Origin of the sequence: Thioclava dalianensis (assembly GCF_000715505.1) — a bacterium.
Classification (GTDB): domain Bacteria; phylum Pseudomonadota; class Alphaproteobacteria; order Rhodobacterales; family Rhodobacteraceae; genus Thioclava; species Thioclava dalianensis.
In genome coordinates, this window is the sequence record NZ_JHEH01000027.1 from 19,428 (window position 1) to 38,044 (window position 18,617).

Genomic DNA, 18,617 nt, shown 5'->3' on the forward strand with positions numbered 1-18,617 from the left:
GCGCGTAGCGGCGTTGATCGCACGGGCCAGTCGCAACGGCCCTATACACAGGCGTTCAGCGCCTGGTCTGGCGCGCTCAGGCGCACCGTATCTTGCCGGAAACCGGAACGGGCCGCGCGGGAGTGCCGCGCGGCCCGAAGGATCAAATCAGCTCGACAGCCAAGCGTTGAAACGCTCGCTCAGCTCGGTGTCGTGATCGGCCCAGAACTCCGAGTCATTGACCAGAGCGTTCGTCATGTTGTCCGGCGCGGTGGGCATTTCCGGACCCATCTCGGTCTTGCCGTCCTCATAGAGGCCAACCATCGGAGCCGAGGATTTACGAGCCGGACCGTAGGAGATCCATTTCGCCTGATCCGCAAGCGGCTTCGTACCGGTGGCAAATTTCAGGTATTCCTTGGCTTCCTTGAGATGCGGTGCGCCCTTCGGGATCACGAAGAAGTCGAAGTCCAGAAGCTGACCGTCCCAGACGATCTTGAAGGGCTGATCCTCGGCGACCTTGGCGTTGAAGATACGCCCGTTATAGGCGGTGCTCATCACCACTTCGCCATCGGCCAGAAGCTGCGGCGGCTGTGCGCCCGCATCCCACCACACAACGTCGCCCTTGATCTTGTCGAGCTCGGCAAACGCCTTGTCGACGCCTTCTTGAGTGCCAAGTTCCTTATAGACATCGGAGGCCGGAACGCCCGCGCCCATCAGCGCGAATTCCAGCGTGCCTTTGGCCGATTTGCGCAGACCGCGCTTGCCCGGATATTTCGTGGTATCGAAGAAATCCGCGATGGTGGTGGGATCGCCGTCGACCTTATCGGTGTTATAGGACATCACCGTCGACCACACGATATTGGCCACGCCGCAATCGGTGAACGAGCCGTCGATGAAATCGTCGCTCGCAGGCGTGCCATCGGGGGCCGCCGCCAGATCGGTATCGGGATCGAGCGGCTCCAGCAGGCCTTCGTCGCACAGACGGATCGCATCGGATTTCTCGACATCTGCGACATCGATCGACACGTTATTGGCCTCAACCTGTGCCTTGATCGGCGTGGCGGGGTTGTCCGCCGCCTCCATGTTCACCGAGATCCCGGTCGCTTCGGTGAAGGGCTTGTTATAGGCTTCGACTTGGCTCTTTTCATAGGACCCGCCCCACGACAGGACAGTCACGCTCTGCGCGCTGGCACTCCCAGCCGCAAGACCCGCAATTGCGGTACTCAGAACAAGAACTTTCTTCATCGGATACTCCCAGTTGATTGATTATGTCGGTGTTTTCACCGTTGGCCGCATCATTGCGGCAGATCGTGCAGGCGCGAGGGCCCGCACGATGCAGTCTTACATCGGCTCCAGCGCCCGCGCGTCTTGCGGATGCCAGCCGATCTTGATCGTCTCGCCCGGTGTCAGGCGTTTCTGATCGAGCGTATTGCGCGACTTCATCACGAATTCGGTGGAGCCCGCGACTTTCATGCGGGTCCGGAAAATATCGCCCATATAGATCACCTCGAGAACCTCGGCGGAGATCATATGCGAGCCCTCGGGCATCATCTCGGGCTTGAACTCAACGCGCTCAGGGCGGATCGAGACCAGCGTCTCCTGCCCGGATTGTCCAATATTGACTGCCGTTGCGGCGATAATCTCGCCGGTTTCCAGCCGCACCGTGCAGGTATCGCCATTGAGGCTTTCGACTTTGCCCGGCAGCTTGTTGTTCTCGCCGATGAATTGCGCCACGAAGCTGTTTTGCGGCCGTTCATAAAGCTCATCGGGCGGCGCGAGCTGTTGAATGCGCCCATCGTCGAACACCGCGACCCGGTCGGACATGGTCAGCGCCTCGCCCTGATCGTGGGTCACGTAGACCACCGTGATCCCAAGGCTCTCGTGCAGGTGTTTGATCTCGAATTGCATATGCTCGCGCAATTGCTTGTCGAGCGCGCCCAGAGGCTCGTCCATCAAGACCAGCTCGGGGTCGAAAACCAACGCGCGCGCCAAAGCGATCCGCTGCTGCTGACCACCCGAAAGCTGCGCCGGGCGGCGGTTGATGAAACGGCCCATCTGCACCATGTCGAGCGCGCGTTTGACCTTGGTCTCCTGATCGCTCTTGTTCATGCCGCGCACATTCAGCGGAAAGGCGAGGTTCTCGCCAACCGTCATATGCGGGAACAGGGCGTAATTCTGAAACACCATGCCGATCCCGCGTTTATGCGGCGGCACATTGTTGATGTTGCGCCCGTCCAGACGAATCTCACCATGCGTGGCCATCTCAAAGCCCGCCAGCATCATCAGACAGGTCGTCTTGCCCGAGCCCGACGGGCCCAGCATGGTCACGAATTCCCCCTTTGAGATTGAGAGGTTGAGATCCTTCACGACGAGCGTCTCGCCGTCATAGCTCTTTTGCACGCGGTCGAATACGACGAATCCATCGCCGCTGTCAGCGTTTGTCAAAGCGGGCTCCCCATTGGTTTTTTATAGTTGGTCACTTCCCGTAAAGTTGACTAAAGCAACAGGATTTTTGAATTTCAACAAAAATTTTCATGCAGATGTCATCTCCCCCGGCGCAGACGTGAACTGCCCGAAAAAATGTCAGCGCAAACATGGCGACGCGCAGTGCGCGACCATTCCCTGTCTATAGTGGCGCTGAAATGGCGTTTTGAGAGAGTTTGAGGCAGGAGAGCCAGCCTGCTTTCGTTCAGGATACCGCGGGAAATGCCGGAGCCCGGAATGCAAAAAGCCCGGACACAAGGTCCGGGTGTTTTTGAAATGGTGCGGTCGAGAAGACTCGAACTTCCACGGGAGTTACCCCACAGCGACCTCAACGCTGCGCGTCTACCAATTCCGCCACGACCGCACTGTCTAGGCTTGGTGTGGCGCGTCTTAGCCAAAGGGCGCGGGGATGAAAAGGGGGTATTTCAGCTTCACGCATAGTTTTTTGACGAGAGGGTCCAGAGCGCGACGGCAAGCCTCCTTTGGCGGGGCCGCCGGCTGCCTGTCTGATCGGCTGCGCGGCGCCTTGATTCCCGACGAAAGAGAAGACCCCGCGTACCGCGGCCCTCCCGGTGTGCCTGCATGCGACATGTCCCGCCCGCAAGGCATCCGCCTCTTGTGTTTCTGCCCCGAACCCTCCAATTCACTTTCGTCCGGCCTGCCCGATGGGCAAAAGGCGATGCTAGGAACGTTGGCCATGGGTCAGGAAGCCCTGCCCCGGAAAGGAAGCAAGATGGTCGAGTGGCGCATAAGCGAAGACCCGGTGCCCTATGACGAGGCCCTTGCCTTCATGGAGGCCCGCGTGGCGCAGATCTCGGCCGGTGAGGCCTCCGAGATGATCTGGCTGCTGGAACATCCCCCTCTTTATACCGCCGGAACCTCGGCGCGGCGCGAGGATCTGGTCGATCCAGATCGCTTTCCAGTCTTTGAGGCCGGGCGTGGCGGGCAATATACCTATCACGGGCCGGGCCAGCGCGTGGCCTATGTGATGCTCGATCTCAACAAGCGTGGACGCGACGTGCGTTGCTTCGTGCGCAAGCTCGAGGCTTGGGTGATCGCGGCACTGGCCGAGTTCAACGTCAAGGGCGAGCTGCGCGATGGGCGCGTCGGCGTCTGGGTGAGCCGCCCCGACAAGCCAAGGGCTGCGGACGGCTCGATACGCGAGGACAAGATCGCGGCGATCGGCGTCAAGCTGCGCCGCTGGGTGAGCTTCCACGGGATCTCGATCAATCTGGAGCCCGAGCTGTCGCATTTCGACGGAATCGTGCCCTGCGGCATCCGCGAGCACGGCGTGACAAGCCTCGTTGATCTCGGAATCCCCGCAACGATGCCCGATCTGGACGTGGCGTTACGTGCGACATTCGCGCACAGCTTCGGCGCTCTGCCCGCCTCAAGCCCAGAAAACGGCTGACAAAGCCCCCGTGCTGCGTGCTAAAAAGCGCCCAAGGCAGCGACGCTGCCAATGACGGCAGGGCCGAGCGGCTCCGCCAGCTACCGCAAGACAAGGAAAATGCGATGAAACTCAGCCTGATTGCCACGCTCGCTGCGATCACACTGGCCGGCCCCGCGCTCGCGCAGGATGTCGCCAAGGGCGAAAGCGACTTCAAACGCTGCAAAGCATGCCACTCGATCATCAAGCCCGACGGCACTGCCGTCGTCAAAGGCGGCAAGGTCGGCCCGAACCTCTACAACATCGTCGGGCGTCAGGTCGCCAGCGAACCGGGCTTCAAATACAAGGAATCGATCCAGGAAGTTGGCGCCAAAGGCGTGGTCTGGACCGAAGATATGCTGATCCCCTACATGACCGATCCCAAGGATTGGCTCAACAAAGAGCTTGGCATCGACAATGCCCGCACCGGCATGACTTACAAACAACGGAATGATCAGGCCGATATCGCGGCCTATCTCGCCTCGGCGGCCGTGTCGCCCAACAACCCGGCGAACTGATCGGACTGATATAGGTCGGGGCGTTCGCGTCCCGGCCTTGCGCCGCGCCACCCGCTCGCGCCGCGCCCAAGCTCACGGCAGAGCACACGCAGACTTCACGCAACCGCGACAAATTTTCACGTCCGCGTGTCTGACAATCTTGCCCCGAGGATAAAATCCCCATAACGTCACGCTGAGTCAGGTCACGGGAGGGAGCCCCGGCCTGCACGAAGATATGGGAGAACATCATGGCGGATGCAGCCGTTCACGGCGATGGTAAGCATGATCCTCGCGGGTTTTTCACCCGTTGGTTCATGTCGACCAATCACAAGGATATCGGGATCCTCTACCTGTTTACCGCAGGTGCGGTCGGTCTGATCTCGGTCCTTTTCACGGTTTATATGCGCCTTGAGCTGATGGAGCCAGGCGTTCAATACATGTGTCAGGAAGGCGCGCGCTTCATCGCGAACGCCTCTGCGGAATGTACCCCCGACGGCCATCTTTGGAACGTCATGATCACCTATCATGGCGTGCTGATGATGTTCTTCGTCGTGATTCCGGCGCTGTTTGGCGGCTTTGGCAACTACTTCATGCCGCTGCAGATCGGCGCGCCCGACATGGCGTTCCCGCGGATGAACAACCTCAGCTACTGGCTCTATGTTGCAGGCACCTCGCTGGGCGTGGCCTCGCTGCTCGCACCGGGCGGCAGTGGCGGCATGGGCTCGGGCGTGGGCTGGGTGCTCTACCCGCCGCTATCGGTCAACGAGGGCGGCTACTCGATGGATCTCGCGATCTTTGCCGTGCACGTCTCGGGCGCCAGCTCGATCCTCGGCGCGATCAACATGATCACCACCTTCCTCAACATGCGTACACCGGGCATGACGCTGCACAAGGTGCCGCTCTTTGCCTGGTCGATCTTCGTCACCTCGTGGCTGATCCTGCTGTCGCTTCCGGTGCTGGCAGGCGCGATCACCATGCTGCTGATGGACCGCAATTTCGGCACCACCTTCTTTGATCCGGCTGGCGGTGGCGATCCGATCCTCTACCAGCACATCTTGTGGTTCTTCGGCCACCCGGAAGTCTACATCATCATTCTGCCGGGCTTTGGCATCATCTCCCACGTCATCGCGACCTTCTCCAGAAAGCCGGTCTTTGGCTACCTGCCGATGGTCTATGCGATGGTGGCAATCGGGGTGCTGGGCTTTGTCGTGTGGGCGCACCACATGTACACGGTCGGCCTAAGCCTCACACAGCAAAGCTACTTCATGGTCGCCACGATGGTGATCGCGGTGCCCACCGGCGTGAAGGTCTTCTCATGGATCGCCACGATGTGGGGCGGCTCGATTGAGCTGAAAACCCCGATGCTCTGGGCGCTCGGCTTCCTGTTCCTGTTCACCATCGGCGGCGTGACCGGCGTGGTACTCAGCCAGGCTCCGCTGGATCGCGTCTATCACGACACCTATTACGTCGTGGCGCATTTCCATTACGTGATGAGCCTTGGTGCGGTCTTTGCAATCTTTGCCGGTGTCTATTTCTGGATCGGCAAGATGTCGGGTCGGCAATATCCCGAATGGGCCGGAAAGCTGCATTTCTGGATGATGTTCATCGGTTCGAACATGATTTTCTTCCCGCAGCACTTCCTCGGCCGTCAGGGCATGCCGCGCCGCTATATCGACTATCCGGAGGCCTTCGCGACCTGGAACTATCTCAGCTCGATGGGCGCGTTCCTGTCCTTCGCATCTTTCCTCTTCTTCATCGGGATCGTGTTCTACACCCTGATCTGGGGCAAGCGCGTGACCGAGAACAACTATTGGAACGAATATGCCGATACGCTCGAATGGACCCTGCCCTGCCCACCGCCGGAGCACACGTTCGAGCAGCTTCCCAAACGTGAGGACTGGGATCACGCCCACGCGCATTAGCGGCGCCCTTGCGTAGCAGCCTTGCATGGCCCCGGAGTGATCCGGGGCCATTTTCGTATCGCCTCGGGATCGGTGCGCTTTGCCCAAGCGCCGATCGGGGTTATCATCTGAACCAGTTTCTCAACGAGTAGCCCGATGCCCTATCGCTGGACCCAGAGCGACGCCGGAGCGCAATTGCCCCCAGACACCACGGAGCTTCATCTGTGGCCCTATCGCTCACTGCCGCGCAAAGGCTTCGTTATCTTCATCGCGATCACACTGGTGATGGTGAGCCTGCCGCTATTGGCGCTGCTGGGCACGATTGAGATGTGGTGGGTTTTGGCCTTCATCGCGATGGCCGTGGCGGGCGTGTGGTGGGCGCTGTCTCATAGCTATCGCACGGGCGAAGTGCTGGAGGTTCTCTCGCTGAGCCCGCGTAGCTTGCGGCTGACGCGGCACGATCCGGGCCGCAAACCCGCGCGCCATTGGGAGGCCAATCCGCATTGGGTTCGGGTCGCATTGGACCGCTCCGGCGGGCCGGTGCCCGATTACCTGACTTTGACAGGAGGTCCGCGCGAGGTTGAGCTGGGCGCGTTTCTCACCCCCGAGGAACGCCGCGCGCTTTATGATGAGCTGCGCCGCAATCTCGATCTGGCGCGCGCCCCGATCGGCATGCCGCGCTAGGCCTGAGCCTAAGAGCTATTTTCGGGCAAATCAGAGCGCGGAGTCGAGGCCATCTCTTCAAGCTCGGCCTCGCTCATCGTGTCATACATCTCGCGCGACGCGCCCTGAAGGTCCGAGACCTTCGCCTCGCCCCGCTTGGCGGAAAGCGCCGCCCCGGCGGCGCGCTGCTGAGATTTGGATTGTGCTTTCATGGGCCCCACCTTGGCTGAGTTCCCAAAAGGAACGCCGTGGCGGGGTCGCAGTTCCGGCGCTCAGGAGGATAGGCGATCCTTCACCTGCGGGCCAACCCGCGAGAAATCCATCTGGCCGGTATATTGGCCTTTCAGCTCGCCCATCACTCGGCCCATATCGCGGATCGAATCTGCACCGAGCTTGGCAATCGCGGCATCAATGGCCGCCGAGACCTCCTCTTCCGAGAGCTGGCGGGGCAGGAAATCCTCGATCACCGAGATCTCCGAGAGCTCCTTTTCAGCGAGTTCCAGCCGCCCGCCCTCTTCGTAGGCGCGTGCGCTTTCCTGACGCTGCTTGACCATTTTTCCCATGATCGCAAGAACTTCGGGATCGCCGACCGTTTGCTCCCCCTCGCCTTCGGCGCGCATCGCGATCTCACGATCTTTGATAGCCGCATTGATCAGCCGCAGCGTCGAAAGCCGCTCCTGATCCTTTTCCTTCATTGCAGTCTTAAGTGCGGCTGAAAGCCGTTCGCGCATTTCCATGATCCACGTCCCCTATGCATCAGGGCGCTACAATAGCCCCATTGCGAAATGCACACAACCGAGCCAAGTGTTTGAAAATGTTGAACAATACAAATATCCTAACGCCCCTTGACCCGCCTGCGCCGCGCGCCTAAATTCCGGCGAATTTTGTCTCGGGGGAAACGTGCCATGCCTGTAAGCCACACCGCATCGGAAAAGCCCACCGCGCTCATCGCGCTGGCAGACGGACAACTCTTTTACGGGCGCGGCTTTGGCGCACCGGGCGAAACGGTGGCCGAGCTGGTCTTCAACACCGCGATGACGGGCTATCAGGAAATCATGACCGACCCGTCCTATGCCGGTCAGGTCGTGACCTTCACCTTCCCGCATATCGGCAATACGGGCGTGACGCCCGAGGATGACGAGACCGCAGAGCCCGTCGCCGCAGGCATGGTCGTGAAATGGGATCCGACCGAGCCCAGCAACTGGCGCGCGGCCGAGACGCTCGAGGACTGGCTGGCCAAGCGCGGCCGGATCGGCGTGGGTGGGATCGACACAAGACGCCTGACCCGTGCGATTCGCCAGCAAGGCGCGCCGCATGTGGCCCTCGCCTACAATCCCGATGGCGTATTCGACATCGAGGCTCTGGTCCGCAAGGCGCGCGAATGGTCCGGCCTTGAAGGGCTCGATCTGGCCAGAGATGTCACCTGTGCGCAAAGCTATAGCTGGGATCAGATGCGTTGGGCCTGGCCCGAGGGCTACCAGCCCGCGAAGGGCAACGACCTCAAGGTCGTGGCGATCGATTTCGGCGCCAAGCGCAACATCCTGCGCTGTCTGGCCTCGGCGGGCTGCGATGTGACGGTTCTGCCGGCCACCGCCACCGCCGAAGACGTGCTCGCGCTCAAGCCCGACGGGGTGTTCCTGTCCAACGGTCCGGGCGATCCTGCCGCGACCGGTGCCTATGCCGTGCCGATGATCAAGGGCGTGCTGGAGACCGACCTGCCGGTCTTCGGGATTTGTCTGGGCCACCAGATGCTGGCGCTCGCCCTCGGCGCGCAGACGATCAAGATGAATCACGGCCATCACGGGGCCAACCACCCGGTGAAGGATCTGACCACCGGTAAGGTCGAAATCACCTCGATGAACCACGGCTTCACCGTGGACAGCCAGACCCTGCCCGATGGCGTGGACGAGACCCATGTCTCGCTGTTCGACGGCTCGAATTGCGGCATCGCGCTCAAAGACCGCCCGGTGTTTTCGGTCCAATACCACCCCGAAGCCAGCCCCGGCCCGCAAGACAGCTACTACCTGTTTGAGCGCTTCGCCGATGCGATCCGCGCCCGCAAAGCGTCCTGATCGCACCCCCACCCGGGCCGCTTAAGACATTTTTGATCGGAAGGGGCGGAGTTAACGTGTCGTTAACCCTGCCCCCCGCATGCTTGACCGTGTGAGCCGTCACCGGGGAGCTGCAAATCATGGCACATGCCACGCCGATCAAACTGGAGTTTGCCCTCGGCGCGGATGCGGTGGCAGGCCCGTTCTCGGCACAGATGCGCGCGCGTGGCGATCCCAGCGGGTCCGCGCGCGCCACGACAGCCGCTCGCCCACGCCGCACACCGCTTGGACAGATCCTGCTTGAGATGGGCGCGGTCGAGCCGGGACATTTGCTCAAGGCGCTCGCGCTGCGACGCCGGGAAGATGTAAGGCTCGGGGATATTCTGCTGACCCATGGCTGGGTACGCGAGCCGGTCCTGATGGCCGCCCTCGCGCGGCAATGGTCGGTCTCGGTCGTGGATCTCATCGCACAGCCCCCCGACCCCCGCCTGATCGATGCAATCGGACCGGAGCGCTGCCTGTCAGAGGCGATGGTGCCGTGGTGCACACTGGGCGGCGAGACCGTGATCGCCACCGCCCGCCCCGAAGATTTCCTAAGGCTCAAGCCCACCCTTGTGGCCCGGTTCGGCCCCTGCCGCATGGTGGTCGCGGACGAACGCAGCATCCACGAAAGCCTGCTGGCGCGCCGTCAGACGGCCTTGGTGCGCCGCGCCGAGATTAAGGTGGACCCGCGCGAAAGCTGCCGCAACCGCAACGAAGCCCGCGCGGCGCGCATTGCGGGTGGCTGCGTCGCGGCCCTGCTTGTCGGGCTCTATCTCGCCCCTGATCTGTTGCTCTGGCTGCTTTTTGGTTGGGTGATGCTGACCCTGATCGGCACGATGGGGCTGAAGCTGATGGCCTTTACCTCGGAATTTTTAGCCCTGCGCAAGATGCAGGCCCGCCCGCCCGAGGTCCTGCGCGCCCAACATGGCCCGATGCCACGGCTGCCGATCATCTCGGTCATGGTGCCGCTCTTTCATGAGACCGATATCGCCGCACGCCTTGTGAAACGCCTCGGCACGCTCACCTATCCGCGCGAATTGCTCGATATTCTGCTGGTGGTCGAACAAAGCGACCAGATGACCCAAGAGGCGCTTAGCCAAGCAGATCTTCCGCGATGGATGCGGGTCGTGACGGTTCCCGACGGCCCGATCAAGACCAAGCCCCGCGCGCTCAACTATGCGCTCAGCTTCTGTCGTGGCTCGGTGATCGGCATCTGGGACGCCGAGGATGCGCCCGCCGCCGATCAGCTTCACGTGGTGGCGCGCCGCTTTGCGCAGGCCCCTCCGCAGACCGCCTGCCTGCAGGGCATTCTGGATTACTACAACCCGCGCACAAACTGGCTCGCGCGCTGCTTCACGATCGAATATGCGACGTGGTTTCGGATGTTTCTGCCGGGGCTTGCGCGGCTGGGCTTTGTGGTGCCTCTGGGCGGCACGACACTATTTTTCCGCCGCGACGCGCTGGAGGATCTTGGCGGCTGGGACGCGCATAATGTCACTGAAGATGCCGATCTGGGCGTACGGCTCGCCCGGCACGGATACCGCACAGAGCTGATTCCCGCCGTCACCTATGAAGAGGCCAATTGCCGCGCGATCCCGTGGGTCAAGCAACGCTCTCGCTGGCTCAAGGGCTATGCGATGACATGGGCCGTGCATATGCGCGACCCCGCGCGGCTCTGGCGCGAGCTGGGACCGAAACGCTTTATCGGCGTGCAGATCCTGATCCTCGGCTCCTTGTCGCAATATATCCTCGCGCCGGTGCTATGGAGCTTCTGGCTCACGCTGTTGGGCATCTGGCACCCGATTGCCTCGCATATCCCCGCCATTGCCTTCTGGCCGATGATGGCGGTGTTCGTGGGCTCGGAGCTGATCAATATCGCGGTCGGTATGTGGGCGGTCCGCGGGGCTGAGCATCGGCACCTGATCAAATGGGTGCCCACGCTTATGGCCTATTTTCCGCTCGGCGCGCTGGCGGGCTGGAAGGCGATCTACGAGGTGATCCTGCGGCCGTTCTACTGGGAAAAAACCCGCCATGGAATCTATGATATCGCCCCAACCCATATGCATCCCGTGGCGCAAGACGGCCCTTTGCCCAGCCTCACACAGCCGGTCATGCCGCGCCTGAACCGCGCGCCGCTGATCGATTAATTACAACGCCTCGGCCCAATGCCCGACCGTGCCGTGCCCATCGGCATCCAGCTTGAGCCGGGTCTCAAAGGCGCGCGAGATATGGAGCCGCAACGCCGCAGCCGCAGCTTCACCATCGCCCGCCGCAATCGCATCGACAATCGCCTGATGCTCGGCCAGTGCCGCCTCGACACGGCCTGTCACCGCAAGCGAGGTCGTCGCCAGCAAGGCCATCGAGCGATGCACGAGATCAAGCTGTTGCACCAGATAGCGGTTATGCGAGGCCAGATGAATCTGGTGATGGAAGCGCCGGTTCGAACGGCTCAGCGCTTCGGGCGAGTCGAGTTGGCCGCGATCCTCATCAATCATGGTCTGCAAGACGCGGACCTCCTCGGGGGCGGCATGTTTCGCAGCAAGCCCCGCGGCCAGCGCCTCCAGCTCTGCGCGCACGACATAAAGCTCGGCCAGTTGGTTATGATCCAGCGAGGCTACGATCAGCGAACGGCCATCGCGCGCCAGCATCTGCTGCGTCTCAAGGCGCTGCAACGCCTCGCGCACCGGCGTGCGCGACACCCCGAACCGCTCGGCGAGCTCGGATTCCACCAACCGGTTGCCGGGGCGGTAAATCCCCGCATCTATCGCTTCGAGAATGAGTGTGTAGGCGTCTTTTTGCATATGTCCTGCCTTGATACCGGGGCAGAGTAGGCCCGCGCCCGGGCGGAAGACAAGCAGATTGCACCGCAGCGCCGGCCCTCTTAGGGTGCGCCGCATGATGCATAGCGACTTCTCCGACGTGACCGACTGGGTCTTCGACCTCGACAACACGCTTTATCCGCCCTCGGCGCGGCTGTTCGATCAGATCGAGCTGCGGATGGTGGATTTCGTGATGCGCACGCTGAGCGTGGATCGCGCGCAGGCCAATTACCTGCGCGGTCACTACTGGCAGCTTTATGGCACGACGCTTGCCGGGCTGATGCATGAGCACGGCGTCGATCCGGTGCCGTTTCTCGACGAGGTGCATGAGATCTCGCTCGATCATCTGGAGCATGATGTGGCATTGCGTGCGGGCATCTCGGCCCTGCCCGGCCGCAAGATCGTCTATACCAACGGCTCGGCACCTTATGCGAAACGCGTGCTTGAGGCGCGCGGGCTGTCGGGGCTTTTTGAAGACATCTACGGCGTCGAGCACGCCGACTTCCATCCCAAGCCGCGCGCGCAGGCCTTCGATACCGTCTTTGCCAAAGCGGGGATCACGCCCGCCCGGGGCGCGATGTTCGAGGATGATCCGCGCAATCTGAGCCACCCCCACGCGCTCGGCATGCGCACGATCCATGTCGCCCCGGAGCCCGTGTCAGAGCCGTTCATCCAACACCACACAGACGATCTTGCGGGCTTTCTCGCGCGGCTGGCTCAGGGCTAGCCCCAAGCATGCGACGTTTTGGCACGCATCAGGGACTCCCCACGAACCGTTACGACCGCTAAATCGGTCCAAGCTATCTGGGAGATAGGCAAGGGAGACTTGAAGATGACCACGACGACCGCTGAACGCGGCCTTGCGCAACATGCGCACCAGTCCGACCACCACGCCGAGACAGAAGGCGAGATCTCGGCGCGCACGATGTATCTGCTGGCCATTGTCATCATCGGGATTGCCGCTGGATTGACAGCGACAATGGGGCTTGGCGGATTGATCCTCTGGGCGGTCTGCGCCGCATGGGGCATGCTCGTGCTGCTGGTGATCATGACCGCAGGCGGCTAACTCTGCGCAATTTCGCACAGGCGAGAGGGGCAAGCTGGCCCCTTTTTGGTCGTATCAGCTGCAAGCTGCCTGTGCGCAGATGTCGCCGGGTTGCGGGGGCCGCTCGCGATTGCACTGGCCGCGCGAAACGCGCATTGTGTCGGGGTATTTCGAAAGGCCTCCTCATGTCGCAGCACATCCAGCAAACCGATATCCTGATCTCGGGCGGCGGCGTCGCCGGATTGACCGCAGCGGCGGCCTTTGGCACGGCGGGCTTCACCACGATCTGCGTCGATCCGAACCCGCCCGTCACGACCGAGTCGGATGCCGGGGCCGATATGCGCAGCACGGCTTTCTTGCAGCCCGCACGCAAGGTGCTTGAGGCCGCAGGCCTATGGGCGCGCCTTGCGCCGCATGCCGCGCCCTTGCAGATCATGCGGATTGTCGATGCAGGCGGCGAGACCTCCACAGCGCGACTGACGCGCGACTTTAACGCCGCCGAGCTGTCGCAGGAGCCGTTCGGCTGGAACTTCCCCAACTGGCTCTTGCGCCGCGAGATGGTCGCACGTCTGGCCGAAATCCCGCAGGTCGATTTCCGCCCCGGCATCGCGACCACGGCCCTCGCCACGCGCGAGAGCGGCGCCGAGGTCACGCTGAGCGATGGCAGTCATGTGCACGCCCGGCTGGTGATCGCCGCCGACGGTCGCAACTCTGATATCCGCGAGGCCTCTGGGCTGAGCGTCTCGCCCACCCATTACGGTCAAAAGGCGCTGGCCTTCGCGGTCACCCATCCGATCCCGCATCAGAATGTCTCGACCGAGATCCACCGCTCGGGTGGCCCCTTCACCCTCGTGCCGCTGCCTGATCGCGACGGGATGCCCTCCTCTGCGGTGGTCTGGATGGAGCGCGGCGCCGAGGCCGAACGTCTCGCAGCCCTGCCCGTGGACGAATTCGAGGCCGCGATGCTGGAGCGCTCCACCGGCCTTCTCGGGCCGCTCAAGCTAGAGACCCGCCGCGCGCTCTGGCCGATGATGACGCAGATCGCCAATCGGTTTTCGGCCCAGCGCGTGGCGCTGATCGCAGAGGCCGCCCATGTCATCCCGCCCATCGGGGCGCAGGGGCTCAACATGAGCCTCGCCGATCTGGCCTGCCTGCTTGAGCTATGCGACCGCGACCCTGCGCATCTGGGCGAGCGCGCGATGCTTGACACCTATCACCGCCGCCGCTGGCCCGAGGTGAAGGCCCGCGAGATCGGGATCGACATGCTCAACCGGATCTCGATGGTGGAAGCCCGTCCGCTGCGCGATCTGCGCGCGGGCGTGTTGGGCGCGCTTTACTCGCTGGGTCGGGTGCGCAAAGGGCTGATGCGCGCAGGGCTGGGCGTGAATTAACACGGCCCGCCCGCTTACATCGGCGCCAGCCACGGCCCGCGCCAGAAGCGGGTCATCATCAGCGCGCCTGCGCAGGCCAGCCCGATCACCAGACCAAACCAGAGCCCCACCCCGCCAAAACCCAGCGGGAAGGCCAGAACATAGCTCATCGGAATGCCAATCAGCCAATAGCTGAGCACTGCCATCCACATCGGCACGCGGGTATCTTGCACCCCGCGCAAAAGCCCCAACGCCATCACCTGCATCAGATCGAACAGCTGAAACAGCGCCGCGACCATCAGGAAGCGGGCGGCAAAGACCACGATCTGCGGGGTCGCCGGGTTATCGGCATCCAGAAACAGCTTGGAGAGCGGCGCACCGAAGGCAAAGAAGCCCGCCATCGCCAGCAGCCCCACGCCCAGCGACAGGCTCACCACCACAAGGGCCCCGTCGCGCAGACGCCGCGAATCGCGCGCACCATGCGCCCGACCGGCACGCACCGTCGCCACGTTCGACAGGCCCACATGGATCATGAAAACCACCGTGGTGATTTCGAGCGCGATCCCATGGGCGGCCAGTTCTATCGTGCCGACCCAGCCCATCATCAGCGCCGAGGCCTGAAACATCGAGCCCTCCGCCACCGATGTCAGCCCGACCGGCACGCCCATCCGCACGACGCTCCAAAGGGTCTCCCAATCGGGCCGCCAGAACCGCGAGAACAGCGCAATATGGCGCAGCCCCGGCGCGCGCGCGGCATAGATCGCCTGCGCCACAAGGCTCAGGCAGGTGACGCTCAGCGAGGCAATCGCAGCCCCTCGCACGCCCATCTCGGGCGCGCCCAGATTGCCGAAGATCAGCAGCCAGTTGATCGCCGCGTTCAACACGACCGCGCCCAGCGTGATCCACAACAGCACCTGCGTGCGCTCATGTGCCGAAAGATAGGAACGCAGCACCATCATCGACAGCGCAGGCGCCAAGGCAAAGCCCAGCACGCGCAGATACTCTTGCGCCAAAGCCGCGATTTCGGGCGTCTGGCCCAGCCAGCCCAGCACCGTTGCGGAATGCCATGTCAGCGGCAGCACGGCTACGCCATAGAGCACCGAAACCCAGATCCCCATGCGCGTGTCGCGCCGCGCCTGCACCTCGTCGCCCGCCCCAAGACTGGCCGAGACCCGCCCCATGACCGCCAGCGCCACGCCATTGCCCAGCATGAACAGCGAGAAGAAATAGGACGATCCCAGAACGAGCGCGGCGAGCGCCTCCACCCCGTACCAGCCGACCATCACCGTGTCGGTGACGTTGAGCAGCATCTGGGCGAGATTGGAACCGATCAGCGGCAAGCCCAAAACACAGATCGCCCGCATATGGCGGGCGATCGGCATGGGCGCCGTTTGGGATGGGGCGAGATCGGTCATGCGGGATCGCTAGCCCCGCAGGTTCAACCGGTCAAGCGCTCAATCCTCTTTGACGATCTTCTTGCCGGTGATCATCGGCTTGATAAGATTTTCACGCTTCCAGAACCGGTAATACAGAACCGCCGCGATATGCAGGCAGACCACGATCAGCAGCACGCTGGAGATCGTCTCATGCACATTGGGCGACAGGCTTTGTGAGATGCTGTCGGGCACATATTGCGCCCAAGGACCGACATTGATGAAATCCTGCGGATCCGATGTCAGCCCGGTGAGAACCTGCAAAATCAAAAGCCCGAGCATCGCAAAGACGGACCATGCGCCCAGCGGGTTATGGCCCGGCCAATGCGAGGCATTGCGCGTGGGCAGATGGCGCAGGTAACGCAGGGTGGCGTTCGGCCCATAGATGAAGCTCGTGAACCGTGCGGGGCGCGGCCCGATAAGCCCCCAGATCAGGCGGATCACCACAAGGCCCCCGATCGTGTAGCCAAAATAGAAATGCCAAGTCATCTGGTTCGGGCCCCATTCCCCCAAGCCCCAGGCACCGGCAAACGCCAGCACCAAGAGCCAGTGGAACGACCGCACAACCGGATCCCAGACCTTCACGACACGAGCTTTGGAAGAGCTGTCCGCCTGCATCGAGTTACTTCGCGCGGAATTCGTCATGGCAGCTCTTGCATGCGCCGCCGACCTGACCGAGCGCCGGGCCGAGCGTGTCCTTGCTGGCCGCCGCTGCCGGAAGCGCTGCCACCGCCTCTTTCAACGCGGCATATTTCGCGGTGAAATCGCTCGGTTTTTCCCAGATCCCGGGCTTGGCACGGGTGTTGCTCATCGTGTCGGTCGAAGTGCCCTTCACGAAGAGCGGCGTGATATCGACATTGGTCAGCGCCACCATGTTATTGGCCGCAACGCCTGCTGTGTCGGCGTTGAACTCCGTCTTGCCCTGAGCCATAGGCGCGAGCACGGACATCTGGGCGCTGAGCAGATGGAAAAAGCCCTGACGCGCCTTCACGGCATCGTCGGGCGACTGGGCTGCAACCATTCCAGCAGGCAGCGTCAGGCAAAGGGCGAGAAGGGTCTTGCGCATCGTGATCTCCCAATCGTTGAAAATTGTTACGATCTCGATCGTTACACGAAGCGGAGGATAGCCCAAGCCCTAATCGCTGTGCGGCCAGACACATTTGGTCTGCCAAGCTGCGGAACAGGCACTATTTCTTGCGCGACTTTCCGCGCACACGCAAGATTTCTACGACGGAACCGCCCGACATCGCCGTTTAAGGCCCTTTGGCAAACACGCTCAGCGCTCGGGCTTTCGCACGACGAAATCGATCAATGCCGCGCGCCCCGAATGCCCTGTACCCGAATCGAGATCGGCGTCGTAATCCGCTTGATGCAGCACCTCCCAGCGCGGGAAGGCTTGGTGCAGCAGATCAAGATCGTAGAGCTGCGAAACCTGCCCTGGCCCGCCGCTGCCATATCGGGGCTGACGCCGGGCAAAACCGTGGATCATCGCGATCCCGCCGGGCGTGAGGGCCTGCGCGATCCCATCAAAAATCTCATCGCGGAACGCCGGGTCTGCAAACTGGAAAAAGCACCCTAAAACAAAATCATAGATGCCATCTGGCCAGTCATATCCACGCAGATCATCGGAAATGAACGCCAGCGACACGCCGCGCTCACGCGCCAGATCGGCCGCCTTGCCACGCGCATTGGCCGACGATTCGAGCGCTGTCACCTGCGCGCCCTGCTCTGCGAGATAGACGGCATTGCGCCCCTCGCCCTCGGCAATCGACAGGACCTTGGCACCGCGCGGAATGCGCCATTGCTGGCGTGCGACAAAATCGGCGGGCGCGCGACCATATAGGTAATCCACACCCGAAAAGCGCTCATTCCAATCCACAGCAACCTCCCTATCCATAAAGATGAGATGGGGGGCACTCAGAGCGAGGGCAAGTTTACGCGCACGGCGCTTGGGCGTGTTTTTGCCGCCACCCTACACCCGGTGCCGCCACTGCCCAACAAATACGCATTGCGCCGAAAGGATCGCATCAAATGAGACGCGCGGCGCGGCGAACAAAGTCGTGTGAACCGATGTCACATCTGACAAAAACTCGCAGCATGCGGGCTTTCCATTTCCTGCTGCGCACCGGCATACCATGTGCAACAGAGGGAGATCCTGATGACCACGCTTTACGGAAACTACCATTCCCGCGCCAGCCGCGCCCTGTGGCTGCTTGAAGAGATCAAACTGCCCTTCAAGCTGACCCATGTCGTGCAGGCCGTGCGCCTCGCCGATCCGTTGGCACCCGACGCGCCGCTCAACACGCGCTCGGCAGAGTTTCGCAAGCTCTCACCGATGGGCGCGATCCCGGTGCTTGAGGATGATGGGCTGATCTTGGCGGAATCGCTGGCCATCAACCTGCATCTCGCACGCAAGTCCGGCGGACCGCTCGCCCCCGCCAATGAGCGCGAGCTGGCCCTGATGGAGCAATGGGCGCTCTTTGCCGCCACTTGGATCGAGAATGACACGCTGGCGCTGACGCTGCTTTATCGGCGGGGCGAGCAAGACAGCGAGGCCGGACGGCAAGAGATCGCGCGGCTCACCGGCAAGCTGGCGCGCCCGCTCGCAGCGCTCGAAGCCCATCTGGAAGGGCATAGCCACATGGTCGGCGGGCGTTTCACCGTGGCCGATATCAACACCGCCGAGATCCTGCGCTACGGGATGGCCTATCCGCAGCTCCTCGACGCCTACCCGCGTCTGGCCCGCTGGCTTGAGCTGTGCCACGCCCGTGCAGGCTTCCGCGATATGTGGCGCAAATTCGAAGCCGAGCCCGTCTGATCCGCGAATCGGGCCCTACCGCCCAGTGATTCGCAGCCCCGAACGCGCTTTCCCTCCGTCTCCCCGCCCGACACCGACAGCGGCGG

19 protein-coding genes and 1 tRNA gene are annotated in these 18,617 nt (G+C 62.5%); 10 read left to right on the forward strand and 10 right to left on the reverse strand.

Annotated features, from left to right (window positions below):
* Positions 1 to 147 precede the first annotated feature (147 nt).
* The 3 genes from DL1_RS16160 to DL1_RS16170 form a co-directional block, all read right to left on the reverse strand.
* On the reverse strand, positions 148 to 1,224 hold the full coding sequence (locus tag DL1_RS16160; protein ID WP_038068276.1) for an ABC transporter substrate-binding protein: 1,077 nt from the start codon (positions 1,222 to 1,224) through the stop codon (positions 148 to 150).
* 96 nt (positions 1,225 to 1,320) lie between these two features.
* Positions 1,321 to 2,424, reverse strand: coding sequence for an ABC transporter ATP-binding protein (locus DL1_RS16165; RefSeq protein WP_038068277.1), 1,104 nt, complete (start codon positions 2,422 to 2,424; stop codon positions 1,321 to 1,323).
* Positions 2,425 to 2,740: 316 nt separating this feature from the next.
* Positions 2,741 to 2,827, reverse strand: a tRNA-Leu gene (locus DL1_RS16170).
* A gap of 333 nt (positions 2,828 to 3,160) precedes the next feature.
* Between DL1_RS16170 and lipB the strand changes: the two genes are divergently transcribed.
* From lipB to DL1_RS16190, 4 genes are all read left to right on the forward strand, one after another.
* Positions 3,161 to 3,874, forward strand: a complete 714-nt coding sequence (gene lipB, locus DL1_RS16175; RefSeq protein ID WP_074854846.1) for a lipoyl(octanoyl) transferase LipB — start codon at positions 3,161 to 3,163, stop codon at positions 3,872 to 3,874.
* Between the two features lie 104 nt (positions 3,875 to 3,978).
* Positions 3,979 to 4,410, forward strand: coding sequence for a c-type cytochrome (locus tag DL1_RS16180; RefSeq protein WP_038068278.1), 432 nt, complete (start codon positions 3,979 to 3,981; stop codon positions 4,408 to 4,410).
* A gap of 227 nt (positions 4,411 to 4,637) precedes the next feature.
* Entirely contained in the window at positions 4,638 to 6,311 is a 1,674-nt protein-coding gene (gene ctaD / locus DL1_RS16185; RefSeq protein WP_038068279.1) for a cytochrome c oxidase subunit I, read from the forward strand.
* A gap of 135 nt (positions 6,312 to 6,446) precedes the next feature.
* Positions 6,447 to 6,974: a DUF2244 domain-containing protein gene (locus DL1_RS16190; RefSeq protein ID WP_038068280.1), complete on the forward strand. Its 528-nt coding sequence runs from the start codon at positions 6,447 to 6,449 to the stop codon at positions 6,972 to 6,974.
* A gap of 8 nt (positions 6,975 to 6,982) precedes the next feature.
* On the opposite strand, the gene DL1_RS16195 is transcribed toward DL1_RS16190, so the two are convergent.
* Together DL1_RS16195 and DL1_RS16200 are read right to left on the reverse strand one after the other, a co-directional pair.
* Positions 6,983 to 7,165 carry a DUF3008 family protein gene (locus tag DL1_RS16195; RefSeq protein WP_038068281.1) on the reverse strand — a complete coding sequence of 61 codons (183 nt, stop codon included), beginning with the start codon at positions 7,163 to 7,165 and terminating at the stop codon, positions 6,983 to 6,985.
* A gap of 60 nt (positions 7,166 to 7,225) precedes the next feature.
* On the reverse strand, positions 7,226 to 7,690 hold the full coding sequence (locus DL1_RS16200) for a GatB/YqeY domain-containing protein (protein ID WP_038068282.1): 465 nt from the start codon (positions 7,688 to 7,690) through the stop codon (positions 7,226 to 7,228).
* 168 nt (positions 7,691 to 7,858) lie between these two features.
* On the opposite strand from DL1_RS16200, the gene carA reads away from it, so the two are divergent.
* On the forward strand, positions 7,859 to 9,025 hold the full coding sequence (carA, locus tag DL1_RS16205) for a glutamine-hydrolyzing carbamoyl-phosphate synthase small subunit (protein WP_038068283.1): 1,167 nt from the start codon (positions 7,859 to 7,861) through the stop codon (positions 9,023 to 9,025).
* A 119-nt stretch (positions 9,026 to 9,144) separates the two neighbouring features.
* On the forward strand, positions 9,145 to 11,193 hold the full coding sequence (locus tag DL1_RS16210) for a glycosyltransferase (RefSeq protein ID WP_245739575.1): 2,049 nt from the start codon (positions 9,145 to 9,147) through the stop codon (positions 11,191 to 11,193).
* Here DL1_RS16210 and DL1_RS16215 read toward each other — a convergent pair whose 3' ends face one another.
* Positions 11,194 to 11,847 (reverse strand): GntR family transcriptional regulator, encoded by a 654-nt coding sequence (locus DL1_RS16215; RefSeq protein ID WP_038068295.1) that lies wholly within the window; start codon positions 11,845 to 11,847, stop codon positions 11,194 to 11,196.
* Between the two features lie 94 nt (positions 11,848 to 11,941).
* On the opposite strand from DL1_RS16215, the gene DL1_RS16220 reads away from it, so the two are divergent.
* The 3 genes from DL1_RS16220 (at position 11,942) to DL1_RS16230 (ending at position 14,301) form a co-directional block, all read left to right on the forward strand.
* Positions 11,942 to 12,592, forward strand: a complete 651-nt coding sequence (locus DL1_RS16220; protein WP_038068284.1) for a pyrimidine 5'-nucleotidase — start codon at positions 11,942 to 11,944, stop codon at positions 12,590 to 12,592.
* A 105-nt stretch (positions 12,593 to 12,697) separates the two neighbouring features.
* Positions 12,698 to 12,931: a hypothetical protein gene (locus DL1_RS16225; protein ID WP_038068285.1), complete on the forward strand. Its 234-nt coding sequence runs from the start codon at positions 12,698 to 12,700 to the stop codon at positions 12,929 to 12,931.
* 164 nt (positions 12,932 to 13,095) lie between these two features.
* Positions 13,096 to 14,301, forward strand: a complete 1,206-nt coding sequence (locus DL1_RS16230) for a UbiH/UbiF family hydroxylase (protein WP_038068286.1) — start codon at positions 13,096 to 13,098, stop codon at positions 14,299 to 14,301.
* 14 nt (positions 14,302 to 14,315) lie between these two features.
* On the opposite strand, the gene DL1_RS16235 is transcribed toward DL1_RS16230, so the two are convergent.
* The 4 genes from DL1_RS16235 to DL1_RS16250 form a co-directional block, all read right to left on the reverse strand.
* Positions 14,316 to 15,695: an MATE family efflux transporter gene (locus DL1_RS16235; RefSeq protein WP_245739574.1), complete on the reverse strand. Its 1,380-nt coding sequence runs from the start codon at positions 15,693 to 15,695 to the stop codon at positions 14,316 to 14,318.
* 39 nt (positions 15,696 to 15,734) lie between these two features.
* The gene (locus tag DL1_RS16240) at positions 15,735 to 16,358 is read right to left on the reverse strand and encodes a cytochrome b/b6 domain-containing protein (protein WP_245739573.1); all 624 of its coding nucleotides are present in this window, start codon (positions 16,356 to 16,358) and stop codon (positions 15,735 to 15,737) included.
* Entirely contained in the window at positions 16,336 to 16,779 is a 444-nt protein-coding gene (locus DL1_RS16245) for a c-type cytochrome (protein WP_038068288.1), read from the reverse strand. Before DL1_RS16245 ends, DL1_RS16240 begins: the two co-directional genes overlap by 23 nt.
* A 210-nt stretch (positions 16,780 to 16,989) precedes the next feature.
* Positions 16,990 to 17,592, reverse strand: a complete 603-nt coding sequence (locus tag DL1_RS16250) for a class I SAM-dependent methyltransferase (RefSeq protein ID WP_248642595.1) — start codon at positions 17,590 to 17,592, stop codon at positions 16,990 to 16,992.
* A gap of 279 nt (positions 17,593 to 17,871) precedes the next feature.
* Here DL1_RS16250 and DL1_RS16255 point away from each other — a divergent pair, with 279 nt between their 5' ends.
* Positions 17,872 to 18,531: a glutathione S-transferase family protein gene (locus DL1_RS16255; protein WP_038068290.1), complete on the forward strand. Its 660-nt coding sequence runs from the start codon at positions 17,872 to 17,874 to the stop codon at positions 18,529 to 18,531.
* Positions 18,532 to 18,617: the final 86 nt, after the last annotated feature.

What these genes read in the sequence shown, in the direction of transcription:
- lipB (WP_074854846.1), top strand. Translation starts at nt 3,161, where the DNA reads ATGGGTCAGGAAGCCCTGCCCCGGAAAGGAAGCAAGATGGTCGAGTGG.
- ctaD (WP_038068279.1), top strand. Translation starts at nt 4,638, where the DNA reads ATGGCGGATGCAGCCGTTCACGGCGATGGTAAGCATGATCCTCGCGGG.
- DL1_RS16240 (WP_245739573.1), bottom strand. Translation starts at nt 16,358, where the DNA reads ATGACGAATTCCGCGCGAAGTAACTCGATGCAGGCGGACAGCTCTTCC.
- DL1_RS16210 (WP_245739575.1), top strand. Translation starts at nt 9,145, where the DNA reads ATGGCACATGCCACGCCGATCAAACTGGAGTTTGCCCTCGGCGCGGAT.
- DL1_RS16220 (WP_038068284.1), top strand. Translation starts at nt 11,942, where the DNA reads ATGATGCATAGCGACTTCTCCGACGTGACCGACTGGGTCTTCGACCTC.
- DL1_RS16215 (WP_038068295.1), bottom strand. Translation starts at nt 11,847, where the DNA reads ATGCAAAAAGACGCCTACACACTCATTCTCGAAGCGATAGATGCGGGG.
- DL1_RS16235 (WP_245739574.1), bottom strand. Translation starts at nt 15,695, where the DNA reads ATGACCGATCTCGCCCCATCCCAAACGGCGCCCATGCCGATCGCCCGC.
- DL1_RS16245 (WP_038068288.1), bottom strand. Translation starts at nt 16,779, where the DNA reads ATGCGCAAGACCCTTCTCGCCCTTTGCCTGACGCTGCCTGCTGGAATG.
- carA (WP_038068283.1), top strand. Translation starts at nt 7,859, where the DNA reads ATGCCTGTAAGCCACACCGCATCGGAAAAGCCCACCGCGCTCATCGCG.
- DL1_RS16195 (WP_038068281.1), bottom strand. Translation starts at nt 7,165, where the DNA reads ATGAAAGCACAATCCAAATCTCAGCAGCGCGCCGCCGGGGCGGCGCTT.
- DL1_RS16180 (WP_038068278.1), top strand. Translation starts at nt 3,979, where the DNA reads ATGAAACTCAGCCTGATTGCCACGCTCGCTGCGATCACACTGGCCGGC.
- DL1_RS16230 (WP_038068286.1), top strand. Translation starts at nt 13,096, where the DNA reads ATGTCGCAGCACATCCAGCAAACCGATATCCTGATCTCGGGCGGCGGC.
- DL1_RS16225 (WP_038068285.1), top strand. Translation starts at nt 12,698, where the DNA reads ATGACCACGACGACCGCTGAACGCGGCCTTGCGCAACATGCGCACCAG.
- DL1_RS16160 (WP_038068276.1), bottom strand. Translation starts at nt 1,224, where the DNA reads ATGAAGAAAGTTCTTGTTCTGAGTACCGCAATTGCGGGTCTTGCGGCT.
- DL1_RS16190 (WP_038068280.1), top strand. Translation starts at nt 6,447, where the DNA reads ATGCCCTATCGCTGGACCCAGAGCGACGCCGGAGCGCAATTGCCCCCA.
- DL1_RS16200 (WP_038068282.1), bottom strand. Translation starts at nt 7,690, where the DNA reads ATGGAAATGCGCGAACGGCTTTCAGCCGCACTTAAGACTGCAATGAAG.
- DL1_RS16255 (WP_038068290.1), top strand. Translation starts at nt 17,872, where the DNA reads ATGACCACGCTTTACGGAAACTACCATTCCCGCGCCAGCCGCGCCCTG.